This is a genomic window from Acinetobacter halotolerans, assembly GCF_004208515.1.
GTDB classification, from domain to species: Bacteria; Pseudomonadota; Gammaproteobacteria; order Pseudomonadales; family Moraxellaceae; genus Acinetobacter; species Acinetobacter halotolerans.
The window spans coordinates 132,381-147,219 of sequence record NZ_SGIM01000008.1; the positions used below are offsets into that span (position 1 = coordinate 132,381).

The 14,839-nt window shown below is 40.1% G+C and carries 16 protein-coding genes; 2 read left to right on the plus strand and 14 right to left on the minus strand.

What is annotated here, in order from left to right:
* Window positions 1-14: 14 nt before the first annotated feature.
* On the plus strand, window positions 15-749 hold the full coding sequence (locus EXE30_RS10865; protein WP_130162396.1) for a proteasome-type protease: 735 nt from the start codon (window positions 15-17) through the stop codon (window positions 747-749).
* Between the two features lie 58 nt (window positions 750-807).
* On the opposite strand, the gene EXE30_RS10870 is transcribed toward EXE30_RS10865, so the two are convergent.
* The 4 genes from EXE30_RS10870 to EXE30_RS10885 all read right to left on the minus strand — a co-directional run bounded on the left by EXE30_RS10870 (window position 808) and on the right by EXE30_RS10885 (window position 4,375).
* Window positions 808-1,275, minus strand: coding sequence for a DoxX family protein (locus EXE30_RS10870; protein WP_130162397.1), 468 nt, complete (start codon window positions 1,273-1,275; stop codon window positions 808-810).
* Between the two features lie 66 nt (window positions 1,276-1,341).
* Window positions 1,342-2,415 (minus strand): alanine racemase, encoded by a 1,074-nt coding sequence (alr, locus tag EXE30_RS10875; protein WP_130162398.1) that lies wholly within the window; start codon window positions 2,413-2,415, stop codon window positions 1,342-1,344.
* Between the two features lie 59 nt (window positions 2,416-2,474).
* Window positions 2,475-3,920 (minus strand): replicative DNA helicase, encoded by a 1,446-nt coding sequence (dnaB, locus tag EXE30_RS10880; RefSeq protein ID WP_121929666.1) that lies wholly within the window; start codon window positions 3,918-3,920, stop codon window positions 2,475-2,477.
* Window positions 3,921-4,039: 119 nt separating this feature from the next.
* A complete protein-coding gene (locus EXE30_RS10885; protein ID WP_130162431.1) occupies window positions 4,040-4,375 on the minus strand; it encodes a winged helix-turn-helix transcriptional regulator in 336 nt (111 codons plus the stop codon).
* A 133-nt stretch (window positions 4,376-4,508) separates the two neighbouring features.
* Here EXE30_RS10885 and EXE30_RS10890 point away from each other — a divergent pair, with 133 nt between their 5' ends.
* Window positions 4,509-5,063, plus strand: coding sequence for an NAD(P)H-dependent oxidoreductase (locus EXE30_RS10890; protein ID WP_130162399.1), 555 nt, complete (start codon window positions 4,509-4,511; stop codon window positions 5,061-5,063).
* Window positions 5,064-5,154: 91 nt separating this feature from the next.
* Here the strand turns inward: EXE30_RS10890 and rplI are convergent, their stop codons facing one another.
* The 10 genes from rplI to ppsA form a co-directional block, all read right to left on the minus strand.
* Entirely contained in the window at window positions 5,155-5,601 is a 447-nt protein-coding gene (rplI, locus tag EXE30_RS10895) for a 50S ribosomal protein L9 (protein ID WP_130162400.1), read from the minus strand.
* A 12-nt stretch (window positions 5,602-5,613) separates the two neighbouring features.
* Window positions 5,614-5,841 (minus strand): 30S ribosomal protein S18, encoded by a 228-nt coding sequence (gene rpsR / locus EXE30_RS10900; protein ID WP_004648825.1) that lies wholly within the window; start codon window positions 5,839-5,841, stop codon window positions 5,614-5,616.
* A gap of 11 nt (window positions 5,842-5,852) precedes the next feature.
* Window positions 5,853-6,236: a 30S ribosomal protein S6 gene (gene rpsF / locus EXE30_RS10905; protein ID WP_004670631.1), complete on the minus strand. Its 384-nt coding sequence runs from the start codon at window positions 6,234-6,236 to the stop codon at window positions 5,853-5,855.
* A 203-nt stretch (window positions 6,237-6,439) separates the two neighbouring features.
* A complete protein-coding gene (cyoE, locus tag EXE30_RS10910; protein WP_130162401.1) occupies window positions 6,440-7,318 on the minus strand; it encodes a heme o synthase in 879 nt (292 codons plus the stop codon).
* A 10-nt stretch (window positions 7,319-7,328) separates the two neighbouring features.
* Window positions 7,329-7,658, minus strand: coding sequence for a cytochrome o ubiquinol oxidase subunit IV (locus EXE30_RS10915; protein WP_121929670.1), 330 nt, complete (start codon window positions 7,656-7,658; stop codon window positions 7,329-7,331).
* A complete protein-coding gene (cyoC, locus tag EXE30_RS10920; protein WP_130162402.1) occupies window positions 7,658-8,278 on the minus strand; it encodes a cytochrome o ubiquinol oxidase subunit III in 621 nt (206 codons plus the stop codon). Before cyoC ends, EXE30_RS10915 begins: the two co-directional genes overlap by 1 nt.
* Before the next feature lie 4 nt (window positions 8,279-8,282).
* The gene (cyoB, locus tag EXE30_RS10925) at window positions 8,283-10,265 is read right to left on the minus strand and encodes a cytochrome o ubiquinol oxidase subunit I (protein ID WP_130162403.1); all 1,983 of its coding nucleotides are present in this window, start codon (window positions 10,263-10,265) and stop codon (window positions 8,283-8,285) included.
* A 3-nt stretch (window positions 10,266-10,268) separates the two neighbouring features.
* Window positions 10,269-11,312 carry a ubiquinol oxidase subunit II gene (gene cyoA / locus EXE30_RS10930; RefSeq protein WP_130162404.1) on the minus strand — a complete coding sequence of 348 codons (1,044 nt, stop codon included), beginning with the start codon at window positions 11,310-11,312 and terminating at the stop codon, window positions 10,269-10,271.
* Between the two features lie 299 nt (window positions 11,313-11,611).
* Window positions 11,612-12,388: an RDD family protein gene (locus tag EXE30_RS10935; RefSeq protein ID WP_130162405.1), complete on the minus strand. Its 777-nt coding sequence runs from the start codon at window positions 12,386-12,388 to the stop codon at window positions 11,612-11,614.
* 66 nt (window positions 12,389-12,454) lie between these two features.
* Window positions 12,455-14,833, minus strand: coding sequence for a phosphoenolpyruvate synthase (ppsA, locus tag EXE30_RS10940; protein WP_130162406.1), 2,379 nt, complete (start codon window positions 14,831-14,833; stop codon window positions 12,455-12,457).
* Window positions 14,834-14,839 lie beyond the last annotated feature (6 nt).

Here is a 14,839-nt window from a genome sequence, read left to right on the forward strand (position 1 = left end):
GTAAAGAGAGAAAGATGACCTATTGTTGTGCATTAAGATTAGAGCAAGGTTTGGTGCTGATTAGTGATACTCGAACCAATGCTGGGGTTGATCATATTTCTGTATTTCGTAAATTGCATACCTTTGGCGTGGACGGAGAGCGTTTTATCGCATTGCAAACAGCAGGCAACTTGGCAACGACTCAAGCTGTGCTTGGCCATCTTCAAAACGCTTTAACTTTACATCAAGAGCCAAATCTCTATACGGTAAATACCATGTTCGAGGTTGCTGAATTGGTCGGCAAAACTTTACGGCGTGTTTTAGAAGACATTACGACCAATACACATGAACAAATGAATTATTCATGCAGCATTTTGGTGAGTGGTCAAATCTTAGGTGAGGACATGCAACTCTATAATGTCTATCCAGAGGGTAATTTTATTCGTGCGACAACGGATACACCATATTTCCAAATTGGTGAGAGTAAATATGGCAAGCCCATCTTAGATCGTGCATTACACTATACGATGCCTTTAAGTGAAGGCTTACGTTGCTCATTAATTTCTTTTGATTCGACGTTGCGTTCTAACGTTTCGGTGGGTTTGCCTTTAGATGCTTTGGTTTATCATAGAGATAGTTTTAAAAGCCCTGCTGCCAAGCGTATCAATGAAGAAGATCCTTATTTCACTCAGATCAGTAAACAGTGGTCAGAAACCTTGCGCCGTGGTCTACAAGAGTTGCCTGAACCAACAAAAGATTATGGTGTATAAAAATCTAAAAATGAACCAATCACCTTATCAAGCATCTCTTTTGTAAAGCATTTTCATATTAAGATCTAAGTTTTTTGCTTATAAAATGATCTAATGCCATACATTGAGGTTTAGATGTGATTAGTATCGCCAAGATCAGCATATACAGAAGGTCGTGAACATAAAAAAACCAACTGAGCCAGCTGATGGAATCTAGATTGGGCGGAATCGTGTGAATTCCAACCGTGTAAAGTGCAGTAAGACAAATGATAAATAATAAAATACTGCTGATTTGTGTAAATAATCCAATAATCAGCAAGAAGCCAGCTAGCATTTCCGTGGCTGAAACAAAGCTACTCATCATCTCAGGAAATGGTATGCCAGCATCAATAATGGTTTCTAGCATAATTAATTTATTTTTCTCAACAAAAAGTTTATTGAAACCTGTTGTGAAGAAGAAAATGCCGAGTGAAATTCGTGCCAGAAAAAGAACAAATTGCTGTATCGGCATTTTATAGAGTGGATTATCGTAGATGAGTTTCAACATTTTTTCAGTTAAATCGTCAAAACTGTATTAAAGATAAAACAAAAAAAGCGCACAAGTATTGTTTAGTTACTTGTATGTTCGTCGTGATGGTCTTTGTGTTAAACGACACAGCAGTTCATATCCAATGGTAGCGTTGGCATCTGCAACATCATCGACTAAACGTGTTTTCCCCCAAAGCTCAACCTGAGTTCCTATCTCAGCTTCAATATCTGTAACATCAATGGCAATCATATCCATACTGACACGACCAATGACAGGTACAAGTTGATCGCGTATCGCAACGAAGTTTGGCTTTTGATAAACACGTGGGTAACCATCGCCATACCCAACTGAGACGATGGCGATATTCATATTTTTTGCTGCAGTGAAACTTGAACCATAACCGACATGCTCACCTTGTTGAATATGATTTAATGCAATGATTTCCGCACTAAAGGTCATGACAGGTTTTAAATCAAGTTTATGAACATCTTGATCTGCAAAGGGGGTAGCACCATAAAGCATGATTCCCGGACGGACAAAATCGAAATGTAATTTAGGGTATTTAAAAATCGCGGCGGAATTACAACAAGAAGCCATGATCGGCTCACAAGCCTGTTTTACTTGTAAGAACTGAGCTATTTGTTGTTCGTTTAAAGCGTGGTCTGCATCTGCGTTGGCGAAGTGCATGGCCAATACACAAGTGAAACCTTCCACCTTTAAACGATTGATCACATCAATAATTTCAGAGCTTTTAAAACCTAAACGATTCATGCCGCTATTTAATTTTATCCAAACTTTTAAGCCAAGTGCGTTATAAGTATTTTTATGTGCAATCAACCATTCGACTTGTTGGATACGGTGAACGATGCATTCAAGTTGATATTGAATTACATCTACCATTTCATCTGCTGAAAAAACGCCTTCAATTAATGTAATCGGCTGTGTATATCCAAGTTGCCTGATCTCAATGGCTTCTTCTAAGCAGGCGACACCAAAGGCATCTGTGCTCTCTAAGGCGGCTAAGCAATCTTTGATTCCATGTCCGTAAGCATTGGCTTTAACCATGCTTACAATTTTTGAATGTGGAGCAAGTTGTTTGACACGGTTTAAATTATATTGCAGCGCAGAACTGTCAATATAAACTGTTGCTTGGCGCACCCTGATTTCTCCTTTGGGACGACTTGGAAAAGTATATAAAGCAGGTATTAAATCAAGTATTATTCATCGTTATCATATTGCGCATAGAATTCTGGTGAAAGATTACTAAAACGCGTGTATTGACCTTCAAACGCTAAACGGACAGAACCAATCGGGCCATTACGCTGTTTTCCGATAATAATCTCAGCAGTTCCAGCTTCTTTAGACTCTTTGTTATAGACTTCATCACGATAAATAAACATGATTAAGTCAGCATCCTGCTCGATGGCGCCTGATTCACGTAAGTCAGACATAACAGGGCGTTTGTTTGGCCGGTTCTCCAAACTACGGTTAAGCTGTGATAGTGCAATCACAGGGCATTGCATTTCTTTTGCTAATGCTTTCAAGCTTCGAGAAATTTCAGAAATCTCACCGACACGGTTATCTCCCATGCCTGGAACTTTCATCAACTGTAAATAATCAACCATGATGCAGCCAATTTTGCCATCATGCATTTTGGCAATACGACGTGCACGTGCTCTCAATTCAGTTGGGGGTAAGGCAGAGGAGTCATCAATATACAATTGCATTTGTTGTAGTTGCAAAATTGTACCTGTGACTTTGGTCCACTCGTCCGCATCAAGATTACCTGATCGCAAGTGTCCTTGATGGACTTTCCCCATCGCGGAAATCAAACGCATAGCGATCGAGTCTGCTGGCATTTCCATAGAAAAAACCAGTGCAGGCAATCGATTGTATTGCAGAACACTTTCGACCAAGTTCATCGCAAAGGTGGTTTTACCCATTGATGGACGCGCTGCAACAATAATTAAATCTCCAGCTTGCATTCCCGAGGTTTTATTATCGAGTTCAAGGAAGCCAGTGGTTAAACCTGTGATACTCCCTTCTAATTTAGAAAGTTCATCAAGTTTTGTAATTACATCAGCAGTGACTGAGCTGATCGATTTAGGCCCTGAATCTTTTTTATTATTATTGTGCTGTTCAGCCAGTGAGAAAATTTGGGTTTCAGCAAGATCGAGGATTTCGCTAACTGGACGACCTTTCGTATCATAAGCATTTTGTAGAATATCCGTACTTACTTTGATCATTGTACGTAAGGTAGAAAATTCTTTGATTTTATTGGCATAAGTTTCAAGATTATAAAAACTTGAAGGCGAATCAGCCATCAATTGCATTAAATATTCTTCGCCACCAATTGCATCGAGTAGATTTTGTTTAAGTAACCAATCATTGACTAAAACTGCATCATAAGGTGAGTTTTCTTGGGCAAGTTTCTCAATTGCGCGATAGATATATTTATGCCGTGTCGCGTAAAAATCATTTTCTTTGAGCATGTCACTGACTTGTTCAAATGATTCAGCAACCGTCATCAATGCAGCAAGTACAGCTTGCTCAATAGCAAGATTGTGGGGAGGAGTACGGAATTCCTTTAGTTGACCTGAGTCACTCATTTTACTCTCTGTCTTTGGAGGATTTTTTGTAAAATTGGCATTCGCCTGTGACATAACAAGACCTAATAAAAAGATGAAACATAACCGAGTGACTATCTTAATCCAAATGAATCACATCAAGTGAACTTAATTTAGAAAAATTGTTTAATTGGTGAAAAAGTGTAGTTTAAGTTCTAGATTCGATTTGAAGCTCCCCATTGGCACATCATGTCTAAAAGTGGAATCAATGAGAGTCCACGTTCTGACAGACTGTATTCAACTTTGGGCGGGATTTGAGGATATTCATTACGAATAATAAGTTGATCTCTTTCCATTTCTTTCAAGGTAAGACTTAAAGTCTTGAATGAAATATTGCCAATCGAGCGCTTTAATTCATTGAATCGCATGATTGGTTTATGCTGATAAAGCCAATACATGATAATCATTTTGTACTTTCCATTGATCAACGAAAGTGTATATCCAAAATCTGTTTGTTCTAAATCTATGAGTGGTGGGGCACAAACTTCCATCATTTTTCTTCTTACACTAACTTTTGGTATAGTATATAACCATAATTACCGTACTTCAATTATGTTTAGCATATTCCTATAATGTATTTCTCGCTTATTAAAGAAAATATTTATGATTTTGGAGTCGGTTAGAATGAAAAAAACCTTAGTGATTGTTGCTCATCCTGATATTAAAAATTCCGTCATTAATAAACGCTGGATTGAAGAGTTACAACAATATCCAGATAAGTTCACTGTACATGAGCTTTATACGAGTTATCCTGATGGCCGTATTGATGTAACGAAAGAACAGGCCTTGGTTGATGCACATCAAGATTTGGTATTTCAATTCCCGATTTATTGGTTTAACTGTCCTCCATTGTTAAAACAATGGTTGGATGATGTGCTTACCTATGGTTGGGCTTATGGTTCAACAGGGAATCACTTAAAAAATAAGAAAATAACGCTGGCTGTGTCGGCGGGTATTAAAGAGAAAGACTATTCAACAAATGGGCGATACCAATTCAGCCTGAAAGAATTGTGTTCCCCTTTTGAGCTTACAGCACATTATGTGAAAGCTGATTACCAACCGATGTATACTTTTTATGGGATGGATACCAATCCAGAAGAAGGGGAGATTCAGCCCACCATAAATGAGATTGAGCAGAGTGCGAAGAATTATGTGAAATATTTATTTGAGATGGGTTAAGTGCATTTTCAATGTGTGGATTTATTTGAAAAACATTAGGATCAGGCATAAAAAAAGAGCATGTAAAACATGCTCTTTTTCTTTGCAAAAATTACTCAGATACGATCGTAACGAGTACTTCAGCAACAACATCATGGTGCAATTGAATTGCGATGTTGAATTCACCAGTGTGACGAAGCGCACCGTTTGGTAAACGAACTTCTGCACGATCTACAACTAGACCAGCATTAGTTAAAGCATCAGCGATGTCACGAGTACCGATAGAACCGAAAAGTTTACCTTCATCACCAGCTTTAGCAGTGATAACGATATTAACTTCGTTCAATTGTTCAGCACGTGCATTTGCAGAAGCTAAAATGTCAGCTTCTTGTTTCTCAAGTTCAGCACGACGTGCTTCAAAAGCAGAAGTATTTGCTTCAGTAGCAGCAACTGCTTTACCTTGAGGAATCAAAAAGTTACGACCGTAACCAGCTTTCACTGATACTTTGTCGCCTAATTTACCAAGATTTTTAATGCGTTGTAATAAGATAACGTCCACAGCTCACCTCACTTACTTATGGTTGTCAGTGTACGGAATCAAAGACAAATAGCGAGCTTGTTTAATAGCTAATGCTAATTGACGTTGATAACGAGCTTTAGTACCTGTAATACGGCTAGGAACAATCTTGCCGTTTTCAGTAATGTACTGTTTTAAAGTGTCGATATCTTTATAGTCGATGTACGCAACTTTCTCAGCTGTAAAGCGGCAGAACTTGCGACGACGGTAAAAACGTGCCATTGAGGTTCTCCTTATTCAGCTTCTTGAGTGACGTGTTGTGCTTCTTCACGTTGAGCTTTACGCGCACGTTTTTCTTCAGCACTTTTCGCAAGTAAAGATTCTTCAGTAATTGCGTGTTCACGACGAATAATGATGTTACGAATAATTGCATCGTTATAACGGAACAATTCTTCTAATTCATCAAGAGTCGTTTGACCACATTCAACATTCATAAGAATGTAGTGCGCTTTATGAATCTTGTTAATCGGGTAAGCCAATTGACGGCGGCCCCAATCTTCTAAACGGTGAATTTGACCTTCAGCTTCTTTGATCTGAGAGATATAGCGTTCTACCATACCTACAACTTGATCGCTTTGATCTGGGTGTACTAAAAGTACGATTTCGTAATGACGCATTGTCAGCTCCTTACGGTTTAAACAGCCCCTAACAACAATGTTAGAAGCAAGGAGTCATAACTTAAAAAGTTATGTCGCAAATTGCGAAGCTGCGATTTTAGACAGGTTTAGTTGAAATCGCAAGCGATATTCGCCGTTTGGCGTGAAGTAAGGCCGTAAAGCTTCGATATGGGAATAAAAAGATAGAGTTGACCTCTATCTTTTTAAAAAATTGGGAGGAAAGGTGCAGGGCTATTGAATGTAAAACTAAAGCTCAAACTAATCACAGTAATTAAAATCACTGAAAATAAGAAAAATCGTTTTGCCCAAAGCTGATCGTTCTCAGCTTTAAACCCTAAAATACCAATGTAGAACCAGTACGCGCAAAGTGCATTACAGATCACCAGAAAAATAACATCGGTGTATCCATAGACATACAGCGCATTCATCGCCAGTGTAAATAAAACCACATAAATAAGTGATTCTATTTTTGTTCGGAGAATAGAACGGGCTACAGGTAAAATAGGAACTCCTGCGTTTTTGTAATCGTCAAAGCGATAGATTGCGATTGCCCATGAGTGTGGCATTTGCCATAAGGCGTATGCGACAAAAATCAAAAGAGCAGCCATATCGAATTGATGACTAACAGCCGTATAACCAATAACAGGAGGACTCGCTCCAGAAATACTACCAATGACGGTTTGATGGATTGTGGTGCGTTTCGTCCACAAACTATAAAAACCGACATAGACCACAAAACCAAGAACTGCGAATAAAAATGCATAAGCATTGACATAGAACCAGAGAATGCTAAAGCCAATCACACCAAGTACCAAGGCATAAAGTAATGCTATGGGGGAGGAGATGGTTTTTTTAACAAGTGCACGGTTCATGGTGCGTTGCATTTTTTGGTCGATGTCTTGATCAATTACATTATTAACTACACAACCTGATGCAACGACGAATGTTGTTCCAATTAAGGTCAATAATAATAACAAGAGGTCTATAGCGCCTTGGGCGGCTAGAAAAAAGCCGCCCAAGGTGGTAATGAAATTACCGAAGAGAATTCCTGGCTTAGTCAGGAATAGGTATTTTTTCAACATGTCAATCAGTTTAGATCATCATGTTGTAATGTAGATAATTCATAATCCACACAGAGCCGACTAAAAGTACAGCAATACATAAAATTGTGTAGATAAATGCAATAAGATTCCAACGTTGATCAGATGATGTATTCATGTGTAAGAAATACACAAGTTGTACAAGTACCTGAGCCACGGCAGTGATTGCAATCACTGTTACTAAAACACCACGACTGAAACCACCAGCCATCACCATCCCAAAAGGGATGATGGTGAGCAGGACAGAAAGGATAAAACCAATCGTGTATTGTTTTACATTACCGTGTGATGCGCCAGCAGCATTATGATCATGACTACTCATTAGAGAACTCCCAGTAAGTAAACGACGCTGAATACACAGATCCAAACGATGTCAAGGAAGTGCCAGAACAAGCTTAAGCAAGCAAGACGACGTGTATTCGGTAGTGTCAAACCGTTCTTCTTGATTTGATACATGAGTACGATCATCCACACTAAACCAGAAGTTACGTGGATACCGTGTGTACCAACTAAAGTAAAGAACGCTGATAAGAATGCACTCTTAGTTGGGCCATAACCTTCATGAACAAGGTGATGGAATTCGTAGATTTCCATCCCAATGAACGTTGCACCAAAAATAAAAGTAATGATTAACCATAAAAGAACTTGGTTAACATTCTTTTTATAAGATGCAAGTACTGCAAAACCAAATGTCACAGAAGAAATAAGGAGTGCAAAGGTTTCAGCTAATACGAATCCCAAAGAATCATGGAATAAGTCGTATGCACTAGGTGTACCTGGTGGAATATGACTGCTTAATACAGCAAATGCGATGAAGAGTGATCCGAAAAGGATCAAGTCACTCATCAAATATGTCCAGAAACCAAAGACCGTTAAGTCGGTATCATCATGTTCGTGATGACCGTCATGTCCGTGGTTATCGTGATGAAGTACTTCAGCCATATCCTTAGTCCTTCTTCAAGTGTTTTTCAAGTAACGCATAGCGTTCATTCTCAATACGTTCTACTTCAGCAGCAGGAACATAGTAATCCACATTCTTGGTGAATGAGCTTACGATGAAGCTGATAATAGCAGCGACGAATGAAACGACAGCAAGCCACCAAATATGCCAGATGAGAGCAAAACCAAGAATGGTAATGAACATCGCAATGACGAAACCAGCAGCACGATTTGTCGGCATGTGGATATCTTCATATTTAGTATTGCGAGCGTAAGCTACACCATTTTCTTTGTCTGTCCAGAAGCGATCGATACCATCAGCAGCAGGAACATGTGCAAAGTTATAAAATGGAGCTGGAGACGAAGTTGCCCATTCTAATGTACGGCTATCCCATGGGTCGCCAGTGTAGTCCATATTGTCTTTGCGTTGTAAGAAGCCAACGATGATTTGCATTAAGAAACATGCAATACCGATTGCAATCAAAACAGCACCAAACAATGCAATCGCTAAGTATGGATCCCATTCAGGGTTGTCATATGTATTCAAACGACGTGTCATACCCATGAAACCAAGGATATAAAGTGGCATGAATGCAAAATAGAAACCGATGAACCAGAACCAGAATGATGCTTTACCCCATGCTTCATTGAGTTTCCAACCAAACATTTTCGGCCAGTAGAAAATGATGCCGGCAAACATACCAAACACCACACCACCGATAATCACGTTATGGAAGTGAGCAATCAAGAATAATGAGTTGTGTACAAGGAAGTCCGCAGGTGGAACAGCCATAAGTACGCCAGTCAAACCACCGATACCAAAAGTTACGAGGAAGCCAAGCGTCCATAACATTGGTGTCGTGAAGGTGATACGACCTTTATACATGGTGAATAACCAAGAGAAGATCTTCACACCTGTAGGAATCGCAATAACCATGGTCATGATACCGAAGAACGCATTCACGTTCGCACCAGCACCCATGGTAAAGAAGTGGTGAAGCCATACAACAAACGCCAATACAGTAATCGCGATCGTTGCATACACCATTGACTTATAACCGAACAACGCTTTACGAGAGAAGGTTGCTACGATTTCTGAGTATAGACCAAATGCTGGTAATACTAAGATATATACTTCAGGGTGACCCCAAGTCCAAATCAAGTTCACATAAAGCATTGGACTACCGCCAAGCTCATTTGTGAAGAAGTGGAAACCGAAGTAGCGGTCAAGCGTAAGCATTGCAAGTGTACCTGTTAATACAGGGAACGAAGCAATGATTAATACAGCCGTACAAAGGGAAGTCCAAGTGAAGATCGGCATGTCCATTAATTTCATGCCTGGTGCACGCATCTTAATGATAGTAACAAAGAAGTTAACACCTGTTAAAAGCGTACCGAGACCAGAAACCTGAAGTGCCCAAATATAATAATCAACACCAACACCAGGTGAATACTCAATACCCGATAGAGGAGGATAAGCCATCCAACCTGTTGCTGCGAACTCACCAAGTGCAAGAGATGCCATCATTAAACCAGCAGCACCGGCGAATAACCAGAAGCTTAAAGAGTTTAGTAATGGGAAAGCCACGTCACGTGCACCAATTTGCAGTGGAACGGCGATGTTCATCATACCTACAACAAGGCCCATTGCTACGAAGAAGATCATGATTACGCCATGCGCAGTGAAAATCTGATCGTAGTGTTCTGGGTGTAAATAACCTTCACCGCCACCTTTGGCGAGGAAAAGTTGTAAACGCATCATGATTGCATCAGCAAAACCACGCAGAAGCATGACCACTGATACAATGATATACATGATACCAATTTTTTTATGGTCTACAGATGTGAACCATTCGTTCCACAAGTAGCCCCATTTTTTGAAATAAGTAATACCTGCAAGAAGTGCGATACCACCTAAAACCATTAATGCAATAGTCACCAACACGATTGGATCGTGTGGAATTGCATCCAACCCTAACTTTCCAAACATGTCTTATTCCTCTGTAGAAGCTGTCGCATGTTCAACATCAGTGGTGTGGTCAGCAGAAGAAGCTGAGTGATCTGCACCATGATAGTTGCTCATGTATTGATTGATTACAGATTCGAACAATTTAGGCTCAACCGAAGAGTAATAAGTCACTGGATGTGGGGCAGTAGGATATGATTTCATTTCCTCAGCCGCTTGTTTCTCTTCTGGTGTTTTTGCTTTGGCGATTAGAACTTCGATCTGATGTTTAGAACGGTTACCATCACGTAAAGTTGCTAATTCAGCTTGGTCAAGTGTACCTTTTTGAATTGCTTCTGGATTGATACTTGTACCATTACCAGCTTTTACCGCTTCAACCCACTGTGCAAATTCTGCGTCAGTAACACCATGCGCCATGAAACGCATTTGTGAAAAGCCATAACCAGAATAGTTCGCAGAAATACCACGGAAGATACCTGGCTCATCTGCTAATAAGTGAAGATGAGTTTGCATACCTGCCATCGCATAAATTTGACCGCCTAACTGTGGAATGAAGAATGAGTTCATTGTGAAGTTAGAGGTGATTTTAAAGCTGAGTGGCGTTTTTACTGGGAAGCGTATTTCATTTACCGTACCAATATTTTGCTCAGGATAGATAAATACCCATTTGAACTGTTCAGCAATTGCTTGAATCGTTAATGGTGCTTTATCTGATTCTAATGGACGGTAAGGGTCATACTTGTGGGAACCCCACCAAGTTAACCAAGCTAAAATACCAATAATAATGACTGGAACACCCCAAACAACGATCTCAATTGTCGTAGAGTGTGCCCAAGTAGGTTTATAGTCTGCATCTTTATTTGACGCGCGATATTTCCAACCAAACCATAATGCCATAATGATTGATGGGATGACCACCAATAGCATTAGATAGATCGCAGTCATCATCAGGCTACCTTGACCCTGACCAACTGGACCTTTACTGTTTAGAAGTACCATATCACCACCACACCCAGTTAAGAGTGCAGCAAGCGTTGATAAAGACAATACAGCTAAAATCGTTTGTCTCATTTTACAACCTCGGTGAAGAGTCCCATTCCCTAATTAAATTATGGGATAGCGAATAAAGTGTCGCATGTTTGCTAAGAATTTCTTTTAATAAATGCTTAACAAACATGCGACACCGCTACGTTGTTGGGCATTATGCCTCATATTGAAAAACTAAGCTACTGATAAAGTGGTGTGAAATGCTTGTTTTAAAACCCGATTTATTTTGTAGGGATTGTTATTTGGCGGTATGCTTTTTCTATAAATATCAGCTTAATATAAAGAAAAGAGGATTTAATCCTCTTTTCTTTATTGATTTGTAATTATTGCTTAATCACTTTGGTTTTAGCGAATTTATCATGTAGAGTTTGGCGGTTTTTGCCAAGTGCAAATGCATAATCAATAATGGTGATAATAGGAATTAACAGGAAGTTTAAAATAATAAATAAAACGCTACGCAGCCAAAAAGAGCGAATTAAACTCACTTGATTATTGTTTTCAACATCAACAATTTTAATTCGAGTGAGTTTTTTGCCGATACTCTGACCTGATTTGGCAATAAAATAAGCTTGAATCATAAGCATGACCACGAGATAGATCATGATGCTCTGCCATGCTTCAACTGGAATAAGTTGAAATAATTGTTGTTGCAGTTCAGCGGCTTTGGAAGACGCGAATTCAGTTGCCTGCATTTGTGTCTGCAACTCAACCAGCTGTTGCTGTTGTTCATCATTGAAATAAAATGATGGAATCGCCAAGGCAGGTAACCACAACATGAGATCAACCACTTTGGCTAAGGCACGAGAACCAATCGATGCCAGTTCAACATTGCTTTCTTGAACCGCGATCTTAGACTGATAGGATTGAGTAGGAGATACTGTTTCGGTTTGAATCGGCGCTGGAAATGGAGTCGATGTATGACCAATTGGTTCATACACAAGTTTTCCTTGGGTTAATTCACCGAGCGTTTTCCATTCTGCCATCCCTTCATGCCATGCAAGATCAGTAAGAAGAACTTGTTGACTAGCAAGCATTTGGTTAATTTGTTCTAAGGTATATGGACCAGCTTGCTGATTATTACGAGCCAAGTAAATTTGCATATGTTCTAAATCTCTATCACAAATGATGAAAAAAGACCCCACCAGTGGGGTCTTTTACAATAGTGGTTAAGCTTGCTTGATTTTTTCTTCAGCCAAGAAGAACCAAGTATCAAGAACTGAATCAGGATTAAGTGAAACAGATTCAATACCTTGTTCCATGAGCCATTTTGCAAGATCAGGGTGATCAGAAGGACCTTGACCACAAATACCCACATATTTTCCTGCTTTACGGCAAGCATGAATCGCCATAGAAAGTAAGGCTTTCACTGCTGGATCACGTTCATCAAATAAATGAGACACGATGCCAGAGTCACGGTCTAAACCGAGTGTTAATTGGGTTAAGTCGTTTGAACCGATCGAGAAACCATCGAAGTGCTCAAGGAATTGTTCAGCCAATAAAGCATTGGTTGGTAATTCACACATCATAATGACTTTCAAGCCATTTTCGCCACGTTTCAAACCATTTTGCGCAAGTAATTCGATGACACGTTTAGCTTCGGAAACAGTACGAACGAATGGAATCATGATTTGAACGTTGGTTAAACCCATTTCATCACGTACTTTTTTCAAAGCACGGCATTCAAGCTCAAAACAATCACGGAAGTTGTCAGAAACATAACGACTCGCACCACGGAAGCCCAACATTGGGTTTTCTTCTTCTGGTTCGTATAACTTACCGCCGATTAAGTTTGCATATTCATTTGACTTGAAGTCAGACATACGAACGATGACAGGTTTCCCAGCAAATGCAGCAGCAAGTGTTGAAATACCTTCAACTAACTTCTCGACATAAAACTCGATTGGCGAGGTATAACCTGCAGTACGAGTTAGAACAGCAGCACGTGTTTCACGTGGTAAGCTTTCAATATTGAGTAAAGCTTTTGGATGCACGCCGATCATACGGTTGATGATGAACTCAAGACGAGCAAGCCCAATTCCTTCATTTGGAATTTGAGCGAAGTCAAATGCTCGGTCAGGGTTACCTACGTTCATCATGATTTTGAACGGAAGTTGAGGCATCGAGTGAATCGAGTTGCGTTGAACCTCAAAGTCTAACGCGCCTTCATAGATAAAGCCTGTATCACCTTCAGCACAAGAAACAGTCACTTCTTGACCATCAGTCAGGACTTCTGTTGCATTACCACACCCTACGATTGCAGGAACACCGAGTTCACGAGCAATAATTGCAGCGTGACAAGTACGGCCACCACGATTGGTTACAATCGCAGCCGCACGTTTCATGACGGGCTCCCAATCAGGGTCGGTCATGTCAGAGACAAGAACATCACCGTCTTGAACCTTGTCCATTTCTTTAATCGAGGTAACAACACGAACTTTACCAGAACCAATACGCTGACCGATTGAACGACCTTCACAAATTACTGTGCCGCGTTGTTTGAGTAGGTAGCGTTCCATTGTGCCGACATTTTGACGGCTTTTTACTGTTTCTGGACGTGCTTGAACGATATAGATTTGACCATCATCACCGTCTTTAGCCCATTCGATGTCCATTGGAGAACCATAATGTTCTTCAATGATTAGCGCTTGTTTGGCTAATTCGTGTAATTCGTGATCATTTAATGCAAATTGTTGACGTTCTGGTTTCTCAACATCAACTACCATTACAGATTTACCCGTAGAACCCTCTTCTCCATAAATCATTTTTTGGTGTTTAGAACCGAGGTTGCGGCGTAAAACAGAGTGTTTGCCGTTGCTTAATAGTGGTTTAGATAAGTAGAATTCGTCAGGGTTAACTGCGCCTTGCACGACCATTTCACCCAAACCATATGACGCGGTAATAAACACGACATCACGGAAACCTGATTCTGTGTCTAGGGTAAACATAACACCAGCAGCACCAGTTTCTGAGCGAACCATACGCTGTACGCCAGCAGAAAGGGCAACAACACTATGCTCAAAACCTTGGTGTACACGATAAGCGATTGCGCGGTCATTATACAGGGAAGCAAAAACTTCTTTAATCGCAATAAGAACGTTATCAATACCGCGAATGTTTAAGAAAGTTTCTTGTTGTCCTGCAAATGAAGCGTCTGGGAGGTCTTCAGCAGTAGCGGATGAACGTACAGCAACAGCGATGTCTGGATTACCGTTTGAAAGTGCTGCAAAAGCATCACGAATTTCTTGTTCTAATGTGGCAGTAAGCGGAGTCTCAACAATCCATTTACGGATTTTCGCACCAGTTTCAACAAGTGCATTTACATCGTCAACATTCAGTTGAGCCAATTCAGCCTGAATTCGAGCGTTTAAACCGCTTTGATCTAAGAACTCACGATAGGCAGCTGCAGTCGTTGCAAAACCACCAGGTACTGATACACCAGCATTGGATAAATGGCTGATCATTTCGCCTAGAGATGAGTTTTTCCCACCTACGAGTTCGACATCGTGTTTCCCTAGTTTTTCCAGACCGATTACGCGCGCTTCCAAAGTATT

Coding starts and splice junctions, on each gene's coding strand:
- rpsR (WP_004648825.1), bottom strand. CDS start 5,841: ATGGCACGTTTTTACCGTCGTCGCAAGTTCTGCCGCTTTACAGCTGAG.
- dnaB (WP_121929666.1), bottom strand. CDS start 3,920: ATGTCACAGGCGAATGCCAATTTTACAAAAAATCCTCCAAAGACAGAG.
- EXE30_RS10935 (WP_130162405.1), bottom strand. CDS start 12,388: ATGCAAATTTACTTGGCTCGTAATAATCAGCAAGCTGGTCCATATACC.
- EXE30_RS10870 (WP_130162397.1), bottom strand. CDS start 1,275: ATGTTGAAACTCATCTACGATAATCCACTCTATAAAATGCCGATACAG.
- EXE30_RS10915 (WP_121929670.1), bottom strand. CDS start 7,658: ATGAGTAGTCATGATCATAATGCTGCTGGCGCATCACACGGTAATGTA.
- cyoB (WP_130162403.1), bottom strand. CDS start 10,265: ATGTTTGGAAAGTTAGGGTTGGATGCAATTCCACACGATCCAATCGTG.
- EXE30_RS10890 (WP_130162399.1), top strand. CDS start 4,509: ATGAAAAAAACCTTAGTGATTGTTGCTCATCCTGATATTAAAAATTCC.
- cyoA (WP_130162404.1), bottom strand. CDS start 11,312: ATGAGACAAACGATTTTAGCTGTATTGTCTTTATCAACGCTTGCTGCA.
- rpsF (WP_004670631.1), bottom strand. CDS start 6,236: ATGCGTCATTACGAAATCGTACTTTTAGTACACCCAGATCAAAGCGAT.
- cyoE (WP_130162401.1), bottom strand. CDS start 7,318: ATGTTGAAAAAATACCTATTCCTGACTAAGCCAGGAATTCTCTTCGGT.
- cyoC (WP_130162402.1), bottom strand. CDS start 8,278: ATGGCTGAAGTACTTCATCACGATAACCACGGACATGACGGTCATCAC.
- EXE30_RS10885 (WP_130162431.1), bottom strand. CDS start 4,375: ATGGAAGTTTGTGCCCCACCACTCATAGATTTAGAACAAACAGATTTT.
- EXE30_RS10865 (WP_130162396.1), top strand. CDS start 15: ATGACCTATTGTTGTGCATTAAGATTAGAGCAAGGTTTGGTGCTGATT.